The organism is Thermomonas sp., from assembly GCF_020850895.1.
GTDB lineage: Bacteria > Pseudomonadota > Gammaproteobacteria > Xanthomonadales > Xanthomonadaceae > Thermomonas.
Map to the genome: position 1 here is coordinate 1 of NZ_JADZDS010000104.1, position 20,489 is coordinate 20,489.

The 20,489-nt window shown below is 66.2% G+C and carries 20 protein-coding genes; 12 read left to right on the forward strand and 8 right to left on the reverse strand.

All coding sequences use genetic code 11. The annotated features are described in order from the left end of the window. The first annotated feature begins 8 nt into the window (after positions 1-8). The 12 genes from IT472_RS09165 (at position 9) to hslU (ending at position 12,537) form a co-directional block, all read left to right on the forward strand. Positions 9-983 (forward strand): YafY family protein, encoded by a 975-nt coding sequence (locus IT472_RS09165; protein ID WP_297181196.1) that lies wholly within the window; start codon positions 9-11, stop codon positions 981-983. Further along, on the forward strand, positions 980-1,930 hold the full coding sequence (locus IT472_RS09170; RefSeq protein WP_297181100.1) for a patatin-like phospholipase family protein: 951 nt from the start codon (positions 980-982) through the stop codon (positions 1,928-1,930). Before IT472_RS09165 ends, IT472_RS09170 begins: the two co-directional genes overlap by 4 nt. Before the next feature lie 401 nt (positions 1,931-2,331). Then, the gene (locus tag IT472_RS09175; protein WP_297181102.1) at positions 2,332-4,425 is read left to right on the forward strand and encodes a prolyl oligopeptidase family serine peptidase; all 2,094 of its coding nucleotides are present in this window, start codon (positions 2,332-2,334) and stop codon (positions 4,423-4,425) included. A 155-nt stretch (positions 4,426-4,580) separates the two neighbouring features. Continuing rightward, the gene (locus IT472_RS09180; protein WP_297181103.1) at positions 4,581-6,749 is read left to right on the forward strand and encodes a S9 family peptidase; all 2,169 of its coding nucleotides are present in this window, start codon (positions 4,581-4,583) and stop codon (positions 6,747-6,749) included. 165 nt (positions 6,750-6,914) lie between these two features. Further along, entirely contained in the window at positions 6,915-7,277 is a 363-nt protein-coding gene (locus tag IT472_RS09185; RefSeq protein WP_297181105.1) for a YbaN family protein, read from the forward strand. Positions 7,278-7,314: 37 nt separating this feature from the next. Continuing rightward, the gene (locus IT472_RS09190) at positions 7,315-7,470 is read left to right on the forward strand and encodes a lipoprotein (RefSeq protein WP_297181107.1); all 156 of its coding nucleotides are present in this window, start codon (positions 7,315-7,317) and stop codon (positions 7,468-7,470) included. A gap of 7 nt (positions 7,471-7,477) precedes the next feature. Further along, complete coding sequence (dapF, locus tag IT472_RS09195) at positions 7,478-8,320, forward strand: diaminopimelate epimerase (protein WP_297181109.1); 843 nt, start codon at positions 7,478-7,480, stop codon at positions 8,318-8,320. Positions 8,321-8,329: 9 nt separating this feature from the next. Then, on the forward strand, positions 8,330-9,007 hold the full coding sequence (locus tag IT472_RS09200) for a DUF484 family protein (protein ID WP_297181198.1): 678 nt from the start codon (positions 8,330-8,332) through the stop codon (positions 9,005-9,007). Positions 9,008-9,052: 45 nt separating this feature from the next. Further along, entirely contained in the window at positions 9,053-9,934 is an 882-nt protein-coding gene (gene xerC / locus IT472_RS09205; RefSeq protein WP_297181111.1) for a tyrosine recombinase XerC, read from the forward strand. Between the two features lie 44 nt (positions 9,935-9,978). Next, entirely contained in the window at positions 9,979-10,245 is a 267-nt protein-coding gene (locus IT472_RS09210; RefSeq protein WP_297181114.1) for a hypothetical protein, read from the forward strand. 254 nt (positions 10,246-10,499) lie between these two features. Continuing rightward, positions 10,500-11,051: an ATP-dependent protease subunit HslV gene (gene hslV, locus IT472_RS09215; protein ID WP_297181115.1), complete on the forward strand. Its 552-nt coding sequence runs from the start codon at positions 10,500-10,502 to the stop codon at positions 11,049-11,051. A 115-nt stretch (positions 11,052-11,166) separates the two neighbouring features. Further along, the gene (gene hslU, locus IT472_RS09220) at positions 11,167-12,537 is read left to right on the forward strand and encodes an ATP-dependent protease ATPase subunit HslU (RefSeq protein ID WP_297181117.1); all 1,371 of its coding nucleotides are present in this window, start codon (positions 11,167-11,169) and stop codon (positions 12,535-12,537) included. A 63-nt stretch (positions 12,538-12,600) separates the two neighbouring features. On the opposite strand, the gene IT472_RS09225 is transcribed toward hslU, so the two are convergent. The 8 genes from IT472_RS09225 to IT472_RS09260 all read right to left on the reverse strand — a co-directional run bounded on the left by IT472_RS09225 (position 12,601) and on the right by IT472_RS09260 (position 20,428). After that, positions 12,601-13,209, reverse strand: coding sequence for a YbhB/YbcL family Raf kinase inhibitor-like protein (locus IT472_RS09225; protein WP_297181119.1), 609 nt, complete (start codon positions 13,207-13,209; stop codon positions 12,601-12,603). A gap of 92 nt (positions 13,210-13,301) precedes the next feature. Next, on the reverse strand, positions 13,302-14,072 hold the full coding sequence (locus IT472_RS09230) for a 1-acyl-sn-glycerol-3-phosphate acyltransferase (protein ID WP_297181120.1): 771 nt from the start codon (positions 14,070-14,072) through the stop codon (positions 13,302-13,304). A gap of 42 nt (positions 14,073-14,114) precedes the next feature. Further along, positions 14,115-14,489, reverse strand: coding sequence for a hotdog fold thioesterase (locus IT472_RS09235; protein WP_297181200.1), 375 nt, complete (start codon positions 14,487-14,489; stop codon positions 14,115-14,117). A gap of 81 nt (positions 14,490-14,570) precedes the next feature. Then, positions 14,571-15,185, reverse strand: coding sequence for a YkvA family protein (locus tag IT472_RS09240; protein WP_297181122.1), 615 nt, complete (start codon positions 15,183-15,185; stop codon positions 14,571-14,573). Positions 15,186-15,284: 99 nt separating this feature from the next. Further along, a complete protein-coding gene (locus IT472_RS09245) occupies positions 15,285-17,273 on the reverse strand; it encodes a phospholipase D family protein (RefSeq protein WP_297181124.1) in 1,989 nt (662 codons plus the stop codon). Positions 17,274-17,281: 8 nt separating this feature from the next. Continuing rightward, positions 17,282-17,755, reverse strand: a complete 474-nt coding sequence (locus tag IT472_RS09250) for a histidine phosphatase family protein (RefSeq protein ID WP_297181126.1) — start codon at positions 17,753-17,755, stop codon at positions 17,282-17,284. A gap of 27 nt (positions 17,756-17,782) precedes the next feature. Further along, positions 17,783-18,415, reverse strand: a complete 633-nt coding sequence (locus IT472_RS09255) for a ParA family protein (RefSeq protein WP_297181128.1) — start codon at positions 18,413-18,415, stop codon at positions 17,783-17,785. A gap of 66 nt (positions 18,416-18,481) precedes the next feature. Continuing rightward, positions 18,482-20,428 carry a cytochrome c/FTR1 family iron permease gene (locus IT472_RS09260; protein WP_297181130.1) on the reverse strand — a complete coding sequence of 649 codons (1,947 nt, stop codon included), beginning with the start codon at positions 20,426-20,428 and terminating at the stop codon, positions 18,482-18,484. Positions 20,429-20,489 lie beyond the last annotated feature (61 nt).

Here is a 20,489-nt window from a genome sequence, read left to right on the forward strand (position 1 = left end):
ATCCGACCATGGATCGCTACGAGCGCATCATCGCCCTGCATCGAACCCTGCAGGCCGCCCGCCGACCGGTGACGGTTGGCCATTTGCAGGACGAGCTGGGCTGTTCGCGCGCCACCGTCTATCGCGATATCGCCTTCCTGCGCGATGGCTTGATGGCTCCGGTCATCGGCGATGGCGAAGCCGGCTTCAGTTACGACAAGGCCGAATCGGAACGCTTTGAATTGCCCGGGCTGTGGCTGAGTTCGGAAGAGCTGCACGCCTTGGTTGCGGCCCAGCAGCTGTTGGCACGCAGCAGCGGCGGGATGTTGTCGGCCGCACTGGCACCGCTGCAGCAGCGCATCGACAAATTGCTGGATGCGCACTCGGGTGGCAAACGCTGGCCGCTGGAGCGGATCCGGGTGATCCCGCACCGCACCCGCCGCCTCGACGAACACACCTTCCGGATCGTCGCCTCGGCGGTGCTGGAGCGGCGGCGCCTCGGCTTCGACTATCGCGCCCGTTCCACCGACGAAAAGACCCATCGCAGCGTCAGCCCGCAGCGTCTGACCCACTATCGCGACAATTGGTATCTCGATTGCTGGGACGAGGAGCGCGAGGCGCTGCGCAGTTTTTCGGTCGATCGGATCGCCAGCGGTCGCCTGCTCGATGGCCACGCGCGCGATGTCGTCGATGCGGATCTCAATGCCCATTTATCGGCCAGCTACGGCATCTTCTCGGGTACACCCAAGGGCTGGGCGACGATGCGGTTTTCCACCAAGGCGGCACGCTGGGTGGCTGAGGAACATTGGCACTCGCAGCAGCAAGGCCATTTCCTGGCCGATGGTCGCTATGAACTGAAGTTGCCGTACTCGAACCCGCGCGAGCTGCTGATGGACGTGCTGCAGCACGGCGCCGATGTCGAACTGGTCGAACCCAAGGCATTGCGCATGCAGCTGCGCACCCTGCTGCAACTGGCGATCAGCAACTACGAAGACGCGCCATGAACGCCACCGACACACCTGCCATGGACAATGCCCAGGACCGCAGCATCGTGCTCGCGCTGGGCGCCGGCGGCGCGCGCGGTCTGGCGCAGATCGGCGTGATCGAGGTCCTGCTGGAGCGCGGGCTGCAAATCAAGGCGATTGCCGGTACATCCTGCGGCGCGCTGGTCGGCGGCGCCTGTGCGGCCGGCAAACTGCCCGAGTTGATGCACTGGATGCAGACGACCAGCCGCGCGGAAATGCTGCGCCTGCTCGATCCCGGGCTCGGTCGCCCGGCCATGTTCACCGGCGAGAAACTGGTGCGCGAGTTGCGCAAGGTGGTCGGTGAGCCGCGGATCGAAGATCTCGACATCGACTTCACCGCCGTGGCCGTGGACCTGATGCGCCAGCGCGAAGTCTGGCTGCGCCGCGGCGATCTTTGGGATGCGATTCGCGCCTCGTTCGCCATCCCCGGCATCTTCACCCCGATGGTCATCGGCGACATGGAACTGGTCGATGGCGGCCTGCTGGCGCCGCTGCCGATCACCGCCACCCGCTTGGCCGGGCCGCACCGGGTGATCGCCATCGACATCCACTCCCAGCCGCAAAATCTCGCCAATGACCCGGTGCGTGAAGTCGCCGCCGAACACGGCAAGGCGGCGCCCAGCGTCTTCGGCCGCTGGGTGGAACGCCACTTCGGTGATGAGGACAAACCGGTGCCACAGCGCCACTTCAAACTGATGGAAGTGATGTCGCGCGCACTCGACACCATGCAGGAGCGCATCGCCCGTGTGCAGCTGGCGCTGGAACCGCCCGACCTGCTGATCCGCATCCCGCGTGATGCCTGCGAGTTCTACGAGTTCTGGCGCGCCACCGAGTTGATCGACATCGGTCGCCGCGAAGCGGAACAAGCGCTGGATGCAGCAGGATTTCAGAGTCGCAGCCCTTGCGACGAACCCGATGCAGGCTGAGCTCCCGTCCATCGGAGTCCTGCCATGCAGCATCGCCGGATCGAGTCTTTCCTGCGCCAACTCGTCATCCTGGGAATTGCGGCCGTCGTGTTGATCCCCGCTGCGCGTGGCAGCAGCCTGTGGATTGGTTGGCTGCCGCTGTGGTTGGTGGGGATGCCGCTGGCGGCGTGGCTGAGCTTGTTGCGGCTGCCGAAACCGCAGATTGCATGGGCACTGCCGCGCCGCCGCCCGCAGGCACGCCGTCAGCGCGTTCGACGGGTGGGCCATCCCGCGGCCTTCAGCACGCCGCGCCTGAGCCACGGGCGCGGCATTCCCGGCCTTCGGCCAACCTTCAGGACATCCGCGGTTCCGCCGCTGCGTGCTAGCGTTCACGGTTTGACGCCTTTGCCACGGAGCCCGCCATGTCCCAATTCTCCAGCGCCTGCCTGATCGCCAGCCTCGCCATCGCCGCCTCGGCAGCCGCGCAAACGGCGCCGCCCGTCGACGACCCCTACGCCTGGCTGGAAGATGTGTCCGGCCAGCGCTCGCTGGACTGGGTACGCGAACGCAACGCCCGCACCGAGGCCGAGATCGCCGGCACTCCGGAGTTCAAGGCGCTGGAAGGCGAGATTCGCGCCATTCTCGATTCCGACGCCAAGATCCCCGGGGTCGAAAAGATCGGCGATTACTACTACAACTTCTGGAAGGACGCCCAGCACCAGCGCGGCCTGTGGCGGCGCACCACGCTGGCCGAATACCGCAAACCCGAGCCGCAGTGGGAAACCGTGCTCGACCTCGATGCGCTCAACGCCGCTGAAGGCAAGCAATGGGTCTGGCACGGCGCCGATTGCCTCAAGCCCGCCTACCAGCGCTGCCTGATCGCACTCTCGCCCGGCGGCTCGGATGCCGATGTCACCCGCGAGTTCGACCTCACCAGCAAATCCTTCGTCGAAGGCGGCTTCTTCCGCCCCGAGGCCAAGGGCGGGCTGGCCTGGATCGATGAAAACAGCGTGTACGTGTTCACCGATTTCGGGCCAGGCACGATGACCAGCTCGGGCTATCCCAACATCGTCAAGATCTGGAGGCGCGGCACGCCGCTGACCAGCGCGACCACGGTCTACACCGGCCAGCCCGGCGACATGTACATCGCCGCCTTCCACGACTTCACCCCCGGCTACGCCCGCGATTTCGTCAGCCGCACGCTGGCCTTCTACAACGACGAGCTGTACCAGCGCGGCGCCGACGGCAGCTTGGCCAAAGTGGACGCGCCCAATTCGGCGCAAAAGAGCGTGCACAAGGACTGGCTGCTGCTGGAGCTGCGCGAGCCGTACACGGCGGGCGGCACGACCTATCCGGCCGGCGCATTGATCGCCACGAACTTCAACGATTTCATGGCCGGCAAGCGCGAATTCACCGCGCTGTTCACGCCCACCGACCGCGCCGCGCTGGCGGGCTACACCTGGACCCGCGATCACCTTGTCCTCAACGTCATGGAGGACGTGAAAAATCGCCTGTCGGTGCTCACGCCGGGGGCGGCAGGTTGGGCGCGCAGCGCCTTCATCGGCGCGCCCCCGATCGGGACGGTGACGGTCGCCGCGGTCGATCCCGATGACAGCGATGCGGTGTGGATGACCGCCACCGATTTCCTCTCCCCGACGACGCTGTCGATGGTGGAGGTCGGACAGGCCCCGGAGAAGCTCAAGTCAAACCCCGAGTTCTTCAATGCCTGGAAGGAAGTGATCGAACAACACTTCGCCACCAGCAAGGACGGCACCCGGGTACCGTACTTCGTGGTGCGGCCAAAGGACATGAAGCTGGACGGCACCGCACCCACCCTGCTGTACGGCTACGGCGGTTTCGAGGTCTCGATGACACCGTCCTATTCGGGCACGATCGGCAAGGCCTGGCTGGAGCGCGGCGGCGTCTACGTGCTGGCCAATATCCGCGGCGGCGGCGAATACGGCCCGCGCTGGCACCAGGCCGCGCTCAAGGCCAACCGCCACAAGGCCTATGAAGACTTCGCCGCGATCGCCGATGACCTGGTCGCCCGCCACATCACGACACCCGCACACCTCGGCACGATGGGCGGCAGCAATGGCGGCCTGCTGATGGGCAATATGCTCACCCAGTACCCGGAAAAATTCGGCGCGATCGTCGTCCAAGTGCCGCTGCTGGACATGAAGCGCTACAGCCACCTGCTGGCCGGCGCCTCGTGGATGGCCGAGTACGGCAATCCGGACGCCGATGACTGGAAATTCATCCAGACCTTCTCGCCCTATCACCTGTTCGATGCCAACCGGGCCTATCCGCCGACGCTGTTCCTGACCTCGACCAAGGACGACCGCGTGCATCCGGCGCACGCGCGCAAGATGATGGCAAAGATGGAAGCGGCCGGGAAGGACGTGCATTACTACGAAAACGTCGAAGGTGGCCACGGCGGCGCCGCCGACAACGCCCAGGCCGCGCACATGACCGCGCTGGCCTGGACCTTCCTGTGGAATCGGCTGGCGAAGTGACGCTATTGCCGTCATTCCTGCGCCGTTTCTGCAAGAGGAAACCGGCGATGGCGCATGCTGGCCTTGTTCAGCATGCCGCGTAGAAAGTCCATGGATCCCCGCTTCCGCGGGGATGACGATCAAAGCGTTGCAAACCGCCTCACGAGGCCCCATCCATGAAGCCGCTGCGTTTCCTTGCCTACCTGCTCCTGACAAGCCCACTGCTGATGAGTTCGACTACCTCCGCCCAGACCTTGCCCGCGCCGCCCGACGCAGCGCAGCATCCGCACACCGTCACCGCGCCGCACGGAGCACAGCGGCAGGACCCGTACTACTGGCTGCGCGACGACGAACGCAAGAACCCGGCGATGCTGGCCTACCTCAACGCCGAGAATGCCTATGCCGACGCGGTGCTGGCGCCGACCAAGCCGGTGCAAACCGCGCTGTACGACGAGATCGTCGGCCGCATCCGGCAGGACGACGCCAGCGTGCCGTTCCGCGAGCGCGGCTTTTGGTATTACACGCGCTTTGAAACCGGCAAGGACTATCCGATCCACGCGCGCCGCAAGGACGGCCCCGGCATCGACGCGCTGTCAATCCAGCGTGCCAACGCCATGGCAGAGTTCAGCGGCGAGCAGGTCTTGCTGGACGTCAACGCAATGGCCGCCGGCAAGGACTACTTCAACGTCGGCGACTACGTGGTCTCGCCCGACAACACCTTGCTGGCCTGGGCGGAGGACGACAATGGCCGCCGCCAGTACCGCATCCATTTCCGCAATCTGGAGACTGGCCAGACCTACCCGGACAGCATCCCCGGCGTCGCCGACAACCTGGTCTGGGCCGACGACAACCGCACCCTGTTCTACGTCGAAAATGATCCGGAGACCCTGCTCACCGTGCGGGTGAAGAAGCACGTCCTCGGCACCGATCCGGCGCGCGATCCGGTGGTGTACGAGGAGCACGACGACAGCTTCTACATGGGCATCGATCGCAGCCGCGACGACCAGTACATCGTGATCGGGCTATCCAGCACGCTGTCCTCGGAAACGCATTACGCGCCGGCATCGAACCCGGGCACCTTCGTTGTGCTGGCACCGCGCACGCGCGACGTCGAATACGACGCCGACCATATCGCCGGCCATTGGGTGATCCGCACCAATGACGGCGGCGCAAGCAATTTCCAGCTGATGACCGCCGCCGACGGCAGCACCTCGCGCACCGACTGGAAGCCACTGCTGGCGCACGATCCTGCGGTGCTGATCGAAGGCTTCGAACTGTTCGACGGCTTCATCGCAGTGGCCGAACGCAGCGGCGGATTGCAGCGGCTGCGCATCCTCAAGCCGGACGGCAGCAGCCAGTACGTGCAGGCCGACGAGGGCGCCTATGGGATGGAACTGGCAACCAACAGCGAGCCGGACACGCCATGGTTGCGCTACGGCTACACCTCGTTGACCACGCCCGACACCACGTACGAACTGAACGTGGCCAGCGGCGAGCGGCGCCAGCTCAAGCAGCAGCCGGTGCCGGGCTACGATCCGTCCAACTACGTCACCGAGCGGCTGTGGGCCACCGCCCGCGATGGCACGCGCATTCCGGTGTCGATCGTGTACCGCAAGGGCTTAAGGAAGGACGGCTCTGCGGCACTGCTGCAGTACGCCTATGGCAGTTACGGCATCTCGTCGGACCCGGGCTTCTCGGTCAGCGTGGTCAGCCTGCTCGACCGTGGCATGGTCTACGCCATCGCCCATGTGCGCGGCGGGCAGGAGATGGGCCGCGCCTGGTACGACGACGGCAAGCTGATGCACAAGCGCAACACCTTCACCGATTTTGTCGATGTGACCGACTTCCTCGTGCGCGAAGGCTATGCCGCGCCTGGCCGGGTCGCCGCGTATGGCGGCAGCGCCGGCGGCCTGCTGATGGGCGCCATTGCCAATATGGCGCCAGACAAGTATCGGGTGATCCTGTCGCAAGTCCCCTTCGTCGACGTGCTGACCACCATGCTGGATCCGACGATTCCGCTGACCACCAACGAATACGACGAATGGGGCAACCCCGAACAACGTCCGGCCTATGACTACATGGCCACCTATTCGCCCTATGACAACCTGCGCGCGCAGGCTTACCCGGCGATGTTCGTCGGCACCGGGCTGTGGGATTCGCAAGTGCAGTACTGGGAGCCGGCCAAGTACGTGGCGCGGCTGCGCGATCTCGACACCTCGGCTGCACCGGTGGTGTTCCGAATCAACATGGACGCCGGCCACGGCGGCAAGTCCGGCCGCTTCCGCCGCTACCGCGAGCAGTCGGAAATGTACGCCTTCATGCTGGAACAACTGGATGTGCACTGAAGCCCTCAGCGCAGTCGTGCCCGTTCCGGGCGCGAATCGACGCGTGCGGTGGCATGCCATCGCACCCCAGCGCTGCGCTCCCACACAACGCGGCATCCAACCCGCGGGTGTGCACGGAACGGGCGCGAACGTGTCTTGCGGGATGGGCGCAACCTCGGCGTTGCGATGACGCGCTGGATGTGGGCAGCGCTGGCCTGGACCAGCCTGGTGTTGGGCATCATCGGTGCGTTCCTGCCGATCATGCCGACCGTGCCCTTCATCCTGCTGGCCGCATTTGCCGCAGCGCGCGGTTCGAAACGGCTGCGGCATTGGCTGGTGACGCATCCGAAGTTCGGCCAAGCCATCATCGACTGGGAAACCCACGGCACCGTCGCCCGTCGCGCCAAGTGGCTGGCCACGATCATGATGTCGCTCTCCGCGATCTCCATGCTGGTGTTCTCGCCGGTCTGGTGGGTGCCTGCAATCGGGATCGCGGTGATGGGCTCGGTCACCCTGTGGCTGTGGCTGCGGCCGGAACCTGTACATTGAACGCGACGACGGCGCGGGCCACGGGTACACTTCAGTCATGATCAAGCGTGTCGTTTCCCTGCTCCTCTTGGCCGGCCTGCTCACGGCCTGCGGCAACAAGGGCCCATTGGTGCTGCCGGACAAACCGCAGGCCGACGCGCCGACCACGCCTGCGCAGCCGGCAGCCTCCGACCAGCCCGCGACCGAACCCTGAGTCGGCCATGCGCTTTACCAAGATGCACGGCGCCGGCAACGATTTCGTCGTGTTGGACTTGCGCGACGGCAGGCCTGCGCCAACACCCACCGAGTGCGCGCGATTGGCCCATCGTCATTTCGGCGTCGGCTGCGACCAGATCCTGACCATCGAATCACCTCGCAGCACCGGCGCGGTGGCGTCCTACCGCATCTGGAATGCCGACGGCTCGCCATCCGGCCAGTGTGGCAACGGGGCACGCTGCATCGCCGCATGGCTGGTGCGCGATGGCAGCGCACCGGCGCAAGGGCGTTTCAGTATTGAAAGTCCCGCCGGCCTGCATCCGGTACGCCACGACGGCGACGGCGGTTTCGTGATCGACATGGGCCGGCCGCGGTTCGCGCCCACGGAGGTGCCGCTGGCCGGTGTCGCGGACGAGCATGACGAATACACGCGGGTGCTGGACGGCGAGACGCTGCGCTTCGGGGCGGTGTCGATGGGCAACCCGCATGCGGTGATCGAAGTCACCGATGCAAATGGCGCGGACCTCGCTCGCCTCGGCCCGTTGTTGCAAGGCGATGCGCTGTTCCCCCAGTCCTGCAATGTCGGAGTCGCGCAGTGGCTGGCGCCCGACCGCATCCGCCTGCGCGTCTACGAGCGTGGCGTCGGCGAAACCCTCGCCTGCGGCAGTGGTGCCTGTGCAGCGGTGGCGGTGCTGGTGCGGCGCGGCCGCGTCGATGCGGATCGCGAGATTGCGGTCGAGCTTCCCGGTGGCACGCTCACGGTTTGCCGCGACACCCGCGCCGATACGCTATTCATGGGCGGCCCGGCCGCATTCGTCTTCGACGGCACCACGCGTTTCCAGGAGTAGGCTGTGACGATGGATTTCAACGACAGCACCGAGAAACTCGGCGCGCATGAAGTGGCGGCCTGGCTGCGCCGGCACCCGGGCTTCCTGCAACAGTTCCCGGACCTTGCGCTGACCTTGGTGGTGCCTCGCGAAGACGGTCCGGCCGCCTCGCTGGCGAGTTACCAGCTCGACGTGCTGCGCGACAAGAACCGCGAGCTCAATCGTCGACTGCACGAACTGTTCGTCAATGCCCAGGACAACGAGCGGTTGGCGGTACGCACCCATCAACTGACGCTGGCGCTGCTGCGCCAGACCACGGCAGCGGACACCCTGCGCGCGATGGCGGCATCCTTGGCCGAGGATTTCCAGGGCGATCTGGTGCGCATCGTTGGCTTCAGCACGGTTGACGGGCTCGAAGGCACCGATTGGTTCCAACACATCTCAACCGACAGCCCGCGCCTGGCCGGCTTCCAGGACCTGCTGGCCAGCGGCGAGCCGGTCTGCGGGCGCCTGCATCCGGACAAGAACGCGCTGCTCTACGGCGTGCGCGCCGAAGACGTGCAAAGCTCGGCCTTGCTGAGCCTGCCGGGCGTTGGCCTGGTCGCGGTGGGCAGTCGCGACGGCAACCGTTTCTTCCCGGGCATGGGCACACTGTTCCTGCGGATGATGGGCGAGGCGCTGGCGGCGGCATTGCTGCGCTTCGATTGACGCGCCCGCTCCCGATCGAGACCAGACTGCGCCTACACTGCACGCATGGTGATCGACGACTTCCTGGCCCACCTGTCGGTCGAACGGCAAAGTTCCGCGCACACCCTGGATGCCTACCGCCGCGACCTCGCCGCGCTGGCCGCGTGGGCACAGGATCGCGATCTGTTGCTGATGCACGGCGACGACATCCGCGCCTTCATTGCCCGCGAACACCGTCGTGGGCTGTCGTCCAAATCCCTGCAACGCCGACTGTCGGCCTGCCGCAGTCTGTACCGCTGGCTGCTCAAGCAGGGCCGGATCGCGGCGCTGCCGACCGACGGCGTGCGCGCACCGAAAGCACCGCGCAAGCTGCCGCAGGTGCTCGACGTCGATGAAGCCTCGCGACTGGTCGAAGTGCCCACCGACGCACCGCTGGGCCTGCGCGACCGCGCCGTGCTGGAGCTGCTGTATTCCTCCGGGCTGCGCCTGTCCGAACTGTGCGCGCTGCGCTGGCACGACCTCGATTTCGAGCAAGGCTTGGTCAGTGTGCTCGGCAAGGGCAGCAAGCAGCGGATCGTGCCGGTGGGTTCGCACGCGCGGAAGGCATTGCAGGCGTGGCAGGCAGAATCCTTGGGGAAGGCCGATGGCTGCGTCTTCCCCGGCCGTGGCGGCAAGCAGATCAGCGCGCGGGCCATCCAGCTGCGGATGAAGCGGCTGGCGCTGCGGCAGGGTGTGCTCAAGCGCATCCACCCGCACCTGCTGCGGCACAGCTTTGCCAGCCACGTACTGGAATCCTCCGGCGACCTGCGCGGCGTGCAGGAATTGCTTGGCCATGCCGACATCGCCACCACCCAGATCTACACCCATCTGGACTTCCAACACCTGGCCAAGGTGTATGACGAAGCCCATCCGCGCGCCCGACGCAAGGCCAAGCGCAGCGGGAATTGACCGAAATCAGAAACCCGCATCCACCGCAGGTGCAGGCTGGCGGCATGGTTGAGATCATCGACGGCTGGCGCTGCATCGGTTGCGGCAAGGTGGACGCCCCGCGTCCGTGCATCGGCGTGTGCACGGATCGTCGCTGCGAACTGGTGCTGGCCGCGGACTACGCCGAGTTGGCATTGCGGGTCCAGGATCTGGAAGATGCGCTGGCGCTGATCGCACGGACCACGCCCAAGGCAGGACAGCTGGAAGCCTCGTGGCTGGCGCTGCAAGCACGCGCCAAACACCTGCTGGACGCCGCCAAACCGTCAGTCTGAACGCGCCGCGCACCCGGCAGGCGCGTGTCTCCCGCGCCCATGCCCGCTTGAAGCCGCTGCCGCACGTCCCCATCTAGGGCAATGTTGAACAAGCCCCTCCTGGACTTGTCAGCACACGCTGCGTCCGGTGCATGCCCGGACGCAGCTCACGCGGATCAATCACTTCGGTGGTCGATCCACGGCCGACCGTCCATGGTCGGCAGGCAATGCCGACTCAATCAGCGTTGCCCTAGGCAGCGTCAGCGGAGAAAACGATGGATCCCAGCCAGAATCCCCATGTGTTCCATGCCACCACGATCTGTTCGGTGCGCCGCAACGGCCAGGTGGTGATCGCCGGCGACGGTCAGGTGACGCTCGGCCACACGGTGATGAAGGCCAATGCGCGCAAGGTGCGCCGGCTGGGCAAGGACGGCCGCGTGCTGGCCGGCTTCGCCGGTGCCGCCGCCGATGCCTTCACCTTGTTCGAACTGTTCGAGGCCAAGCTGGAAAAGCATGGACAGCTGCAGCGCGCGGCGGTGGAGATGGCCAAGGACTGGCGCACCGAGCGCCGCTTCGGCAAGCTCGAGGCCTTGCTGGCGGTGGCCGATGCCGACACCTCGCTGGTGATTTCCGGCACCGGCGATGTGATCGAGCCGGAAGACGGCCTGATCGCGATCGGCTCCGGCGGCATGTACGCGCTGTCCGCGGCGCGTGCGCTGCTGGCGCATACCCAGCTGGATGCCAGGGCCATCGCCACCGAGGCGCTGCACATCGCCGGCGACATCTGCATTTACACCAATCGCAATATCGTGGTCGAGCAACTTTGACGCGATCCGGACAAAGCATCCGGAGGCGTACCGGGGTGGCCCGATCAACCAAGCGAGTATCGGGGAGCGACTTGATCGGGCCGCCCCGGTACGCCTCCAGCAAGGACAGAGCACCATGACCGATTCCAGCTCCATGACCCCACGCGAGATCGTCGCCGAACTCGACCGCCACATCGTCGGCCAACACGCGGCCAAGCGTGCGGTCGCCATTGCCCTGCGCAACCGCTGGCGGCGCGCGCAGTTGCCGGCCGAGCTGCGCAACGAGGTGATGCCGAAGAACATCCTGATGATCGGCCCCACCGGCGTCGGCAAGACCGAAATCGCGCGCCGGCTGGCGACGCTGGCCAACGCGCCGTTCGTGAAGGTCGAGGCCACCCGCTTCACCGAGGTCGGTTACGTCGGCAAGGACGTCGAACAAATCATCCGTGACCTCGCCGACACCGCGGTCAAGCTGTACCGTTCGCAGGCCAAGACCCGCGTGCGCACCCAGGCCGAGGAGCGCGCCGAGGATCGCATCCTCGATGCCCTGCTGCCGCGCCGCGAGATGAAGCCGGGCTTCGGGCTGCAGCAAAGCATCGCCACGGTCGACATCGCCGCCGAGCCGTCGTCACAGGAATCGGCGACGCGTCAAAAGCTGCGCAAGCAGTTGCGCGCCGGCGAACTGGAGGATCGCGAGATCGAACTCGAACTCAGCGCCAACATCGGCGTGGACATCATGGCGCCGGCCGGGATGGAGGAAATGGGCCAGCAGCTGCGGCAGATGTTCTCGCAGATTTCAGGCAACCAGACCCACAAGAAGCGGATGACGATTCGTGCGGCGCGTCCGCAGCTGATCGAGGAAGAAGCCGGCAAGCTGGTCAACGAGGACGACGTGCGCGAAGCGGCGATCGAAGCCTGCGAGCAGCACGGCATCGTCTTCATCGACGAGATCGACAAGGTCGCCAAGCGCAGTGAAGGCTACGGCGCGGATGTCTCGCGCGAAGGCGTGCAGCGCGACTTGTTGCCGTTGGTCGAAGGCAGCACCGTGAGCACCAAGTACGGCCCGGTGAAGACCGACCACATCCTGTTCATCGCCTCCGGCGCCTTCCACCTCGCCAAGCCCTCCGACCTGATCCCGGAAATGCAGGGCCGCTTCCCGATCCGGGTGGAGCTGTCGGCGCTGGGCAAGGACGACTTCGTGCGCATCCTGACCGAGCCGAAGGCGGCGTTGACCCGGCAATACGTCGAACTGATGCAGACCGAGGGTGTCACTCTGGCGTTTGCGCCGGATGCAGTGGAGCGGCTTGCCGAGATCGCCGCGCATGTGAACGAACGCCAGGAAAACATCGGTGCGCGGCGCCTGCACACGGTGCTCGAACGCTTGCTGGAAGGTCTGAGCTTCGACGCCCCGGACAAGGGCGGCGCGCTCACCATCGACCGCGCCTACGTGGACGCCCACCTCGGTGAGTTGGCGCAGGATCCGGACCTGAGCCGGTACATCCTGTAGCGCCGCTTTTCTCTTCTCCCCGCTGGCGCGGGGAGAAGGTGCCGAAGGCGGGTGAGGGCCGCCTCAGCCGTACAGGCTGTAGGTTCCGTACAGCGCTGCCTCGCCGAGCACATGGCCGTGCATGGCGCGCATGACGTCGCCGGCGGTGAAGGGTGCGGGCAGCGCCAACGTCGCCACATCCAGCGCGAACAGACGGAAGAAATAGCGGTGCACGCGCAGGTCATGCGGCGGCGGATACGGGCCGTCGTAGCCGTGGTACTGCCCGGCCATCGCCGCATCGCCTGCGAACCAGCCGGTGTAATCGTTGAGGCCGCGCGTGCCACCGGCATCGGTGCCGGCGGGCTTGCCGCTGACGGTCAGGCCATTGCTGCAACTGCCGGCGGCGATCTCACGCAGCCCAGCCGGAAGGTTCGCCACCGCCCAGTGCACGAAATCCCCGCGCGGATGGTCGACCGGGATGGGCGTCGATGCATCGGCCACCAGCGCGCCATCGGTGGGCGCATCGGTATCGATGCACAGCAGGACGAAGGAGAGTGTGCCGTCAGGCACATCATTCCAGGCCAGGTGCGGATTGCGATTGCCGCCAAGCCCATCCTTGCCGGCGGTGGCGCCGAGCGCGAATTCCGCGGGGATCGGCTGGCGATGCGCGAAGCTGTTGCTGTGGATGTGCATGGGCTCTCCTCCGGAAGAACAGGCGTGCAACCGATCCCGTCTTGCATTTCAGCGTACACGCAACGCCGTGCACGCCCAAGACACGAGCCCATTCAAGCGGTGGCCATGGCTTGTTCCACCCGCTCCTGCGCGGCCTCGGCAATGCCACGGCGGCTGTCGAAGGCGCCAGCGGGAATCGGCTCGAGGAATCGCACGTGGACTGCCCGCACGGGTTCGCCAAGCATCCGCAGGAAATTGCCGACGAAGCGCTCGCCCGGCGCAAAAGCAACGGCAGTCTGTGCGCTGCAGCGTGGCCCGTAGCAGACTGCCACCGGTTGCACCGGCGCGTGGGCATCGACCGCAGACGCGAAGATGCGGGCATGGAACGTGCCCAGTGACTGCCCCTTGCGCGTGCCTCCTTCTGGGAAAGCCCCCACGGCGCGTCCTGCGCGCAACCGCTGGGACATTTCCACCATCACCTGCGACAGTGAGTCGCCATTGCCACGCTGCAGGAAGATGCTCTCGCCCTGCGTTGCCAGCCAACCAATCAGGGGCCAGCCGCGGATCTCGGACTTGGCGATGAAGCCCATCATGTGCTGCGAATGCAGCACCACGATATCCAGCCAACTGACGTGATTGGCCACGAACAGGGTGCCTCCGGACAGCGGCGTGCCCTCACCCCTCACCCGCAGTCCGAACACCCATGCCAGCCCGCCCATCCAGGCCCGGATGACGGCGTGCGCCAGCCGACTGCCACGGCCAATCGAGATGAAGAAAATGATCAGCGGCAATCCAATGCACAGGTGCAAGGCCAACAACGGCACCCGGAACGCATAGCGCAGTCCGCGCAGTAGGATCTCGACGGTGGGTGTCGTCGCGCTCATGGTCTCAAGTGTGCCGCGTTGCCCTGGAGCAGGCTGCCTAATTCAGCCTCCGGAACCCGGCGGCTTGGGCAATACGGCGAGGGTGATGCGGCCGATGCACACCGGGCGATCTTCCTCATCGGCGATCCGGTATTCCCAGACTTGGGTGCTGCGGCCGAGGTGGATGGGGCGGGTGGTGCCGATGACAAGCCCGCTGCGGATCGCACGCAGGTGGTTGGCATTGATTTCCAGACCCACCACGGCGGCGTCACGACCAGCCACCAAGGCCCCAGCGCTGCTGCCCAAGGTCTCGCCGAGCACCACCGACGCACCGCCGTGGAGAATCCCGTAGGGCTGGTGGGTGCGGGCATCGACCGGCATGGTTGCGCGCAGGAACCCCTCACCCAGTTCGGTGAACACGATCCCGAGGGTTTCCATCAGGGTCCCGGCCGAACGCGCGTTGAGCAGGTCGACCGTGGCTCCGTCCGGCCAGCGGAACGCGGCGCCGGTCACGCGTCGTCAGCCGATCCGGAACGAGCCCGGGCGCCAGGAGCGCACATAGGATGCGCGCGGGCTGGCATAACCACTGCTGCGGCCATAACCAACGCCGAAATCGCGCTCGCGCCGTTCGTGCATGCGGGTCTGCAGTTCCTGGCGGCGGTCGTCCATCCACGTTTCCCGGCCCAGCGTGGACGGCTCGACGCCTCGACGCTTGGCTTCGCGTTCGCGGAATTCGCAGAATTCGTCGTAGGCCTCGATCTCGTGGGCCAGCGCGCCAGCCGCCAGTTCGACCATCACCGCGTCATCGAAGAAGCCCAGTGGGCCGGCGTTATCCGGGATGATGTCGTTGGGGTCGGCAAAGTAGGTCAGGGTGTCGATGACGCGCTTGCGGTCGTCCTCGGGCAGGCTCCAGCCGGCGTCGCGCACCATCGCGATCATGTCGTCGAGGCGGGTCAGGCGCTGCAGGATGAATCCCGGCACCTCGGCCTTCTGCGCGTTTTCCAGCACGGTGGCAGCAGCGGCGACGATGTCGTCATTGCTCTTGCCCTCGGCAGCCTTGCGCGCACGCTCTGCTGCAGCTTGGAAATGCTCGAGGTCCTTGTCGGAAAGCTCGAAATTCAGGGTGATCGGCATGGCTGCGTTCCGTTTGGTTGCGACATCGCAAACCACCAGCCTAGGCGGGGCGGGGCGGCGCGTCAATCTTCAGGCCCCGGGTTGGCCCGGTGCAAACCCTCACAGAATCGGCGCCAATCCCGAACCAAAAGCGGTGAACAGGCGCACGCCCAACCATTTCAGGCCCAGGTCGACCTCGGGGAAATCCCCCACCGGGCGGTTGCAGCGACGGAAGTCGGCCGCGAAGGGCGAGGGTGGCTGCGCCGTCGGCGGGCAGCCCGGGCCAACGATGGAGTCATAGCTGGTGGCGTACTTGATCGGCCACAGGTCGAAAACCGGCATCCGTTCGGACAGCCGAGCTAGGGTGAATTCGATGCCGGGCAGGAGTGGTGACGAATCGCGGCGTCCGACGGTCCAGGCATTGGCTGGCGCCATGTCGCGGCGGATGCTGGCGGCCAGCGCGGTGGCGAATGCCGGATCATCGATGATCACTGCGCTTTCGGTGTTGAGGGTATCGCCGCGCGGATCGAAGTTGTGGGTGCCGACGACACCGACGCGCTCGTCGATCACCAGGGATTTCGCGTGCAGCCCGATCCGCATGCCGGCGGTCTTGAGGCGCACTGGCAGGCCGCCCGAGGAGGCGAATGGCGAAGGTCGGCCGGCCTCACTGCCCGGCTCGCTGCTCAGGCCACGGGCGGCCAGCTTGCGCTCGCGACGGGTACCGCCAGGAGGGATTGGGCTGGCCTGCAGCGAGGGCTCCGACTCCACAGTCTCTGGTTCGTCGATCAGGTTCGCGCCGGTGGCGCCCAGTTCGAACGGGGAGTCGGCTGGAAATGGCTTGAATTCATGGATCTGGAATCCGAAATCACGCAGGTAGCGGCGTTTGTATTTGTAGGACAACGCATAGGCAATGAAAGCATCGGTCGAGGCAAGGCTGTTGGTGGACACCAGCACCTGCGGCGGGTTGTCTCGTTGCCGAAGCGCCCGGAACAGGTGCTGGGCAGGCTTGGACATCACCAAATAGGGCGTCTGCAGCAGGATTTCTTGCTGCGCCCCGTCGATCAGGGTCAACAGGCCGTTGCCGGCAACCCCGATTGTTCCGTCGGTCACGCCGGCATCACCCTCGGTGTCCGCGTTTCCGGAACGTCGGTGCTTGCCGGGCAGGTCGGCGATGAAGCGCACCCCGCGCACCGCCATCGACGGCTCGACGAAACGCTGGCGCATGACCTCGGAGTCGGCGACGTCGGCCAGCAGCGCGCGCACCCGCTCCGGGCGACGGTACGGATGGTGCGGTGCCGGCGGTGGTCCGTGGGCGCGCAGGTAACGGGCCACGTCGCCCACGCGTTGTGCGGGAATACTGCGCTGGGCATTCCAGAAGGCGTCGAAATTGGCCAGCATGTCCGCCACCACCGGGCCTGCGATCAGCAGATCGCGGTCGCGGAAATTGAAATCCTCGCCCCAGTCGTAGTAGTCGTCTTGGTAATTGCGCCCGCCGATGATGCCGATGTCGCCGTCGATCACCAGCAGCTTGTTGTGCATGCGTCGATTCAACCTGCGCAGGCAGCACAGTGCGGCAACCGCATACATCGGGCCCGACAGGCGGGTCCGGTCGAGCACCGGGTTGTAGACGCGGATTTCGAAGTTGGCGTGCAGCGAGGACAGCGCAGCCAGGGTTTCCACCTTGCGCAGCGCCGCCAGTTGGTCGACCAGCAATCGCACCTTGACCCCACGGAAGGCCGCAGCCTGCAGTTCGTCGAGCACAAGCTGGGCAGCATCGTCCTCGTCGAAGATATAGGTCTGCAATTCGATGCTGCGCTGGGCGCTGCGGATCAGGTGGACCCGCGCGAGCAGGGCACTCGGACCGTCATCAAGGATCAGCGCGCGATGCCGTGGTGCCTGCGGCGTCGAGGCGACCCGTTCTTCGCGGGCCATTGCCAGCAAGGGTGATGCCAGTGCACAGGCATCGGCGCGCGTGCAGTCCACGGTGGTGCTGCGTGCCTGCTCGGCGATTCGTGCGGCAGCCTCGCGCCGGGTCGCCGGCATGCTGGCACAGGAAGCCAGCACCAGTGCGAGCAGGATCCCAGACAGGCGAGCAACGACCCCCCCCATCCATCGGCTCACGGCCACCAGAACCAGGACAAGCGGGCAGATCCAGGCTCCATGGCCGCACTGTCGGCAAATTCCAGCACGGCGATGGCTCCCGGGGGCATTCCTCGATAGTGGCCGGAACGCCCGCTGTGCAACAGTGCAACCAGTTGCTCCAGCCCGGGATTGTGGCCAACGAGGAGCAGCGGATGGGCATCGCGATGGGCATCGGCGAGATCGATCAGCGTCCCCGGCGTGGCCTCGTAGATCGTCGGCTCCATCCGGATGTCGGCTGTCTCCAGCGGCCCGAGTCCATCCAGCGTTTGCCGCGCCCGCAGCGCCGGCGAGCACAGCACGCGACCGGGTTGCAGGGCATGGGCGCGCAGCCAGTCGCCAGCGGCACCGGCTTCATCGCGTCCGGTTGCGGACAGTGGGCGCTCGAAGTCAGCCTGCCCCGTGAGCGCCGATTCGGCATGGGCATGACGTAGCAGGATCAATTCACGCATGGGTCCCTCCGTTGCCAGATGCGTCCTTCAGCCTACCCGTTGCAGCCAGCGGAACAAGGGTTGCCAGTCTTCCTGGTGGGCGCGCACCTGCATCGAATGGTAATCGAACAGGCTGCGTCCCAATCCGGTCAGCACCGTGTACGCCTGGCTGTCTCGCAGTTGCGCGACCACCGGGAACGGCCAGCCTCGAAGCAACTCCAGCGCCTGTTGCGAAGCACTGGTCTGCGGCTTGGCGCGGTTGAGCACCAAGGCAACCGGAAGGGTGCCGCGGCGTACACGCGGATGCATCGCCACGCCATCCAGGAATCGCGCAGCCGCTTCAATGTCGAGCGCCGATGGCTGCACCGGCACCAACGCCGCATCGGCGACATCGAGGAAGGGCTCCAGTTCGCGTCCGCCGATTCCGGCCGGGGTGTCGATGACCGCGGTCCCCGCGCCTGCCGGCAATTGCCGCACCAAGGTGCGGTTGCGCCCGTCGAGGATCGGGAGCGCGTGCCCATGCTCGCTGCGGCGCTGGTTCCAGCGCGTCGCCGACCCCTGGGGATCGGCATCGACCACGCTGACATTCCTTCCAGCATCGGCCTGCGCGGCTGCAAGATTGACTGCCAGCGTGGTCTTGCCCACGCCGCCTTTGGAACAGGCCACCAGCCAGACCGTCATTGCAAAGCTCCTGGAAACAACCACTGCAACGCAGGGTACACGTGCCGTGGTTGGCCTGCGACGCGTTCAGCTGCGAGGCACCGGAACACGGCCCCCGCGCAGGTTGATCCAGAAACCCAGTGCGGCGGCGACCGCCACCGTCAATTGCGCCACGAGTGTCTGCCAGGTGGGATAGATGCCAAGCAGGTCGACCCGCGGGGCCTGCACCAGGCCGAGGCTGATCCAGCCCGCCTCCTGCAACGCCGCCACGCCCTTGCCCACCAACACCACCGCCAGCACCGCGATCAGGGCCGAACTGATCGCGAAGAACTTGCCGATCGGCAGCCGCATCCCCAGCCGCAGCAGGGCGAAGGTGATCGCCGCCAGGCTCACCGCGCCCACGCCCAGGCCGGTCAGGATCGCGCCGGCATCACGCGGGTTCCACATCGCGGCGTAGAACAGGATGGTCTCGAACACCTCGCGGTAGACCGCGACGAACGAGAGCACGAACAGGAAGATCATCGACTTGCGGCCAAGCGCCGCCGACAACCGCGCGTTGAGGTACTCCTGCCAGCGCCCGGCCAGGCTCTTCTGGTGCATCCAGATGCCCACACTGAGCAGCACCGCCGCCGCGAACAGGGACGACAGGCCTTCGGTCAGTTCGCGGTTGGCGCCGCTGATGTCGATCAGCCAAGTCGCCACCACCCAGGTCAGGCCGCCGGCCAGCAGCGCACCGACCCAGCCGGCGTGCACCCAAGGCAGCGCCTCGCGGCGTTCGGCCTTGCGCAGGAAGGCGATCATCCCGACCACGATCAGCAAGGCTTCCAGCCCTTCGCGCAGCAGGATGGTGAGGCTGCCGAGGAAGGCCGCCGACCAGCTCCCGTTGCTGCCCTGCAGGACGGAATCGGCCCGGGCAAACAGCGCAGTCGCTTGTTCGACGTCCGCATCAATTCGCTCCTGCGCAGCACCGGCACCAATATCCGAGCGCAGCTTGCCCATCGCCGTTTCGATCGATCGCAACAACTCGGCATCGCGCGCCGCGATCATCGGCTCCACCGGCTCCACGCCGTCCAGATAGGCGGACAAGGCCAGGCTGGCGGCCTGCTTGTGGTCGCCGCGCGCAAAGGCGGCACGGGTTTCCTGCAGGCGGGTGCGGGCCAGGTCGAGTGTCGCCGGCGTGGAGCCTTGCTCCCGTGCCAGTGCCGGCGGATGGGATCGCAGGAAGGCAAGGATCGCCTGCGCCTGATGCGCGTCCATCCGTTGCGACAGCTGCGCTTGGCTGGTGTGCGCCAACGTCTCCAGGTCGGGCAGTACTCCGTGCAAGTCCGGCCGTGCGTTCCAAAGCTGCTCGCCCTGTGCGCGCTGGGCATCATCCAGCGCCAGCCCACCGACATAAAACGCCAGCGCCCAGCGCTGCTCCTCGCTCAACTGCGGGAAGCCCGGCATCGCGGTGCCGGACACCCCGCGACTGATCGCTTCGTACAGTGCCAACGGACTGCGCTGCGCGGCACGCTGGGCATCGGTGAACGCGATCGGAGGTGGATCGAGCGCGACACCTGCCGCACCATCACCACGTCCGCTGGCACCGTGGCAGGACGCACATGCCTGTGCGTACAGAGCCTTGCCGGTCACCACCTCGGGAACCGTGCGCGGGGCCGCCGCCACGCCATAGGCGGCGAGCAGATCGCTTGCCAGGGCATGGGCACTGCGCGCCACGGCATCGGGAGTGGCGCGCTGTTCCACTAATCCGATCAGGGCCTGGGCCTGATCCAGCAGGACGGCCCGTTGCGGATTGTCCGGCAGGGCCGCAATGCGTGCGCGGGCGGTCGCGGAGAATTCGCGCATCTCGGCGTATTCCCCATCGCTGATGACCTTTCCTTCCCGCACTGCACCGGCATAGTCCACGGCCACGTAATCGAGCAACTGCCAAGCTTGTCGGACCTGTGCATCCCCGCCAGGCGTGGCAGCCATCACCAGTCCACTGACCGTGAGCAGGAAAACGAGGATCAGATGACGGAAATGAACCTGTCCCATGCGCGTTGCAACCGGAAATGCAAGCGTCCAGTGTAGCAGTTTTTTGCGCATGCGAATCATT

Excerpts from the sequence above, each read along its gene's own strand:
- IT472_RS09255 (WP_297181128.1), bottom strand. The coding sequence starts at position 18,415 with ATGACGGTCTGGCTGGTGGCCTGTTCCAAAGGCGGCGTGGGCAAGACC.
- hslV (WP_297181115.1), top strand. The coding sequence starts at position 10,500 with ATGGATCCCAGCCAGAATCCCCATGTGTTCCATGCCACCACGATCTGT.
- hslU (WP_297181117.1), top strand. The coding sequence starts at position 11,167 with ATGACCGATTCCAGCTCCATGACCCCACGCGAGATCGTCGCCGAACTC.
- xerC (WP_297181111.1), top strand. The coding sequence starts at position 9,053 with ATGGTGATCGACGACTTCCTGGCCCACCTGTCGGTCGAACGGCAAAGT.
- IT472_RS09180 (WP_297181103.1), top strand. The coding sequence starts at position 4,581 with ATGAAGCCGCTGCGTTTCCTTGCCTACCTGCTCCTGACAAGCCCACTG.
- IT472_RS09235 (WP_297181200.1), bottom strand. The coding sequence starts at position 14,489 with ATGGAAACCCTCGGGATCGTGTTCACCGAACTGGGTGAGGGGTTCCTG.
- IT472_RS09260 (WP_297181130.1), bottom strand. The coding sequence starts at position 20,428 with ATGGGACAGGTTCATTTCCGTCATCTGATCCTCGTTTTCCTGCTCACG.
- IT472_RS09175 (WP_297181102.1), top strand. The coding sequence starts at position 2,332 with ATGTCCCAATTCTCCAGCGCCTGCCTGATCGCCAGCCTCGCCATCGCC.
- IT472_RS09200 (WP_297181198.1), top strand. The coding sequence starts at position 8,330 with ATGGATTTCAACGACAGCACCGAGAAACTCGGCGCGCATGAAGTGGCG.
- IT472_RS09210 (WP_297181114.1), top strand. The coding sequence starts at position 9,979 with ATGGTTGAGATCATCGACGGCTGGCGCTGCATCGGTTGCGGCAAGGTG.
- IT472_RS09225 (WP_297181119.1), bottom strand. The coding sequence starts at position 13,209 with ATGCACATCCACAGCAACAGCTTCGCGCATCGCCAGCCGATCCCCGCG.
- IT472_RS09165 (WP_297181196.1), top strand. The coding sequence starts at position 9 with ATGGATCGCTACGAGCGCATCATCGCCCTGCATCGAACCCTGCAGGCC.
- IT472_RS09230 (WP_297181120.1), bottom strand. The coding sequence starts at position 14,072 with ATGAGCGCGACGACACCCACCGTCGAGATCCTACTGCGCGGACTGCGC.
- IT472_RS09250 (WP_297181126.1), bottom strand. The coding sequence starts at position 17,755 with ATGCGTGAATTGATCCTGCTACGTCATGCCCATGCCGAATCGGCGCTC.
- IT472_RS09190 (WP_297181107.1), top strand. The coding sequence starts at position 7,315 with ATGATCAAGCGTGTCGTTTCCCTGCTCCTCTTGGCCGGCCTGCTCACG.
- IT472_RS09170 (WP_297181100.1), top strand. The coding sequence starts at position 980 with ATGAACGCCACCGACACACCTGCCATGGACAATGCCCAGGACCGCAGC.
- IT472_RS09240 (WP_297181122.1), bottom strand. The coding sequence starts at position 15,185 with ATGCCGATCACCCTGAATTTCGAGCTTTCCGACAAGGACCTCGAGCAT.
- dapF (WP_297181109.1), top strand. The coding sequence starts at position 7,478 with ATGCGCTTTACCAAGATGCACGGCGCCGGCAACGATTTCGTCGTGTTG.
- IT472_RS09185 (WP_297181105.1), top strand. The coding sequence starts at position 6,915 with ATGACGCGCTGGATGTGGGCAGCGCTGGCCTGGACCAGCCTGGTGTTG.
- IT472_RS09245 (WP_297181124.1), bottom strand. The coding sequence starts at position 17,273 with ATGGGGGGGGTCGTTGCTCGCCTGTCTGGGATCCTGCTCGCACTGGTG.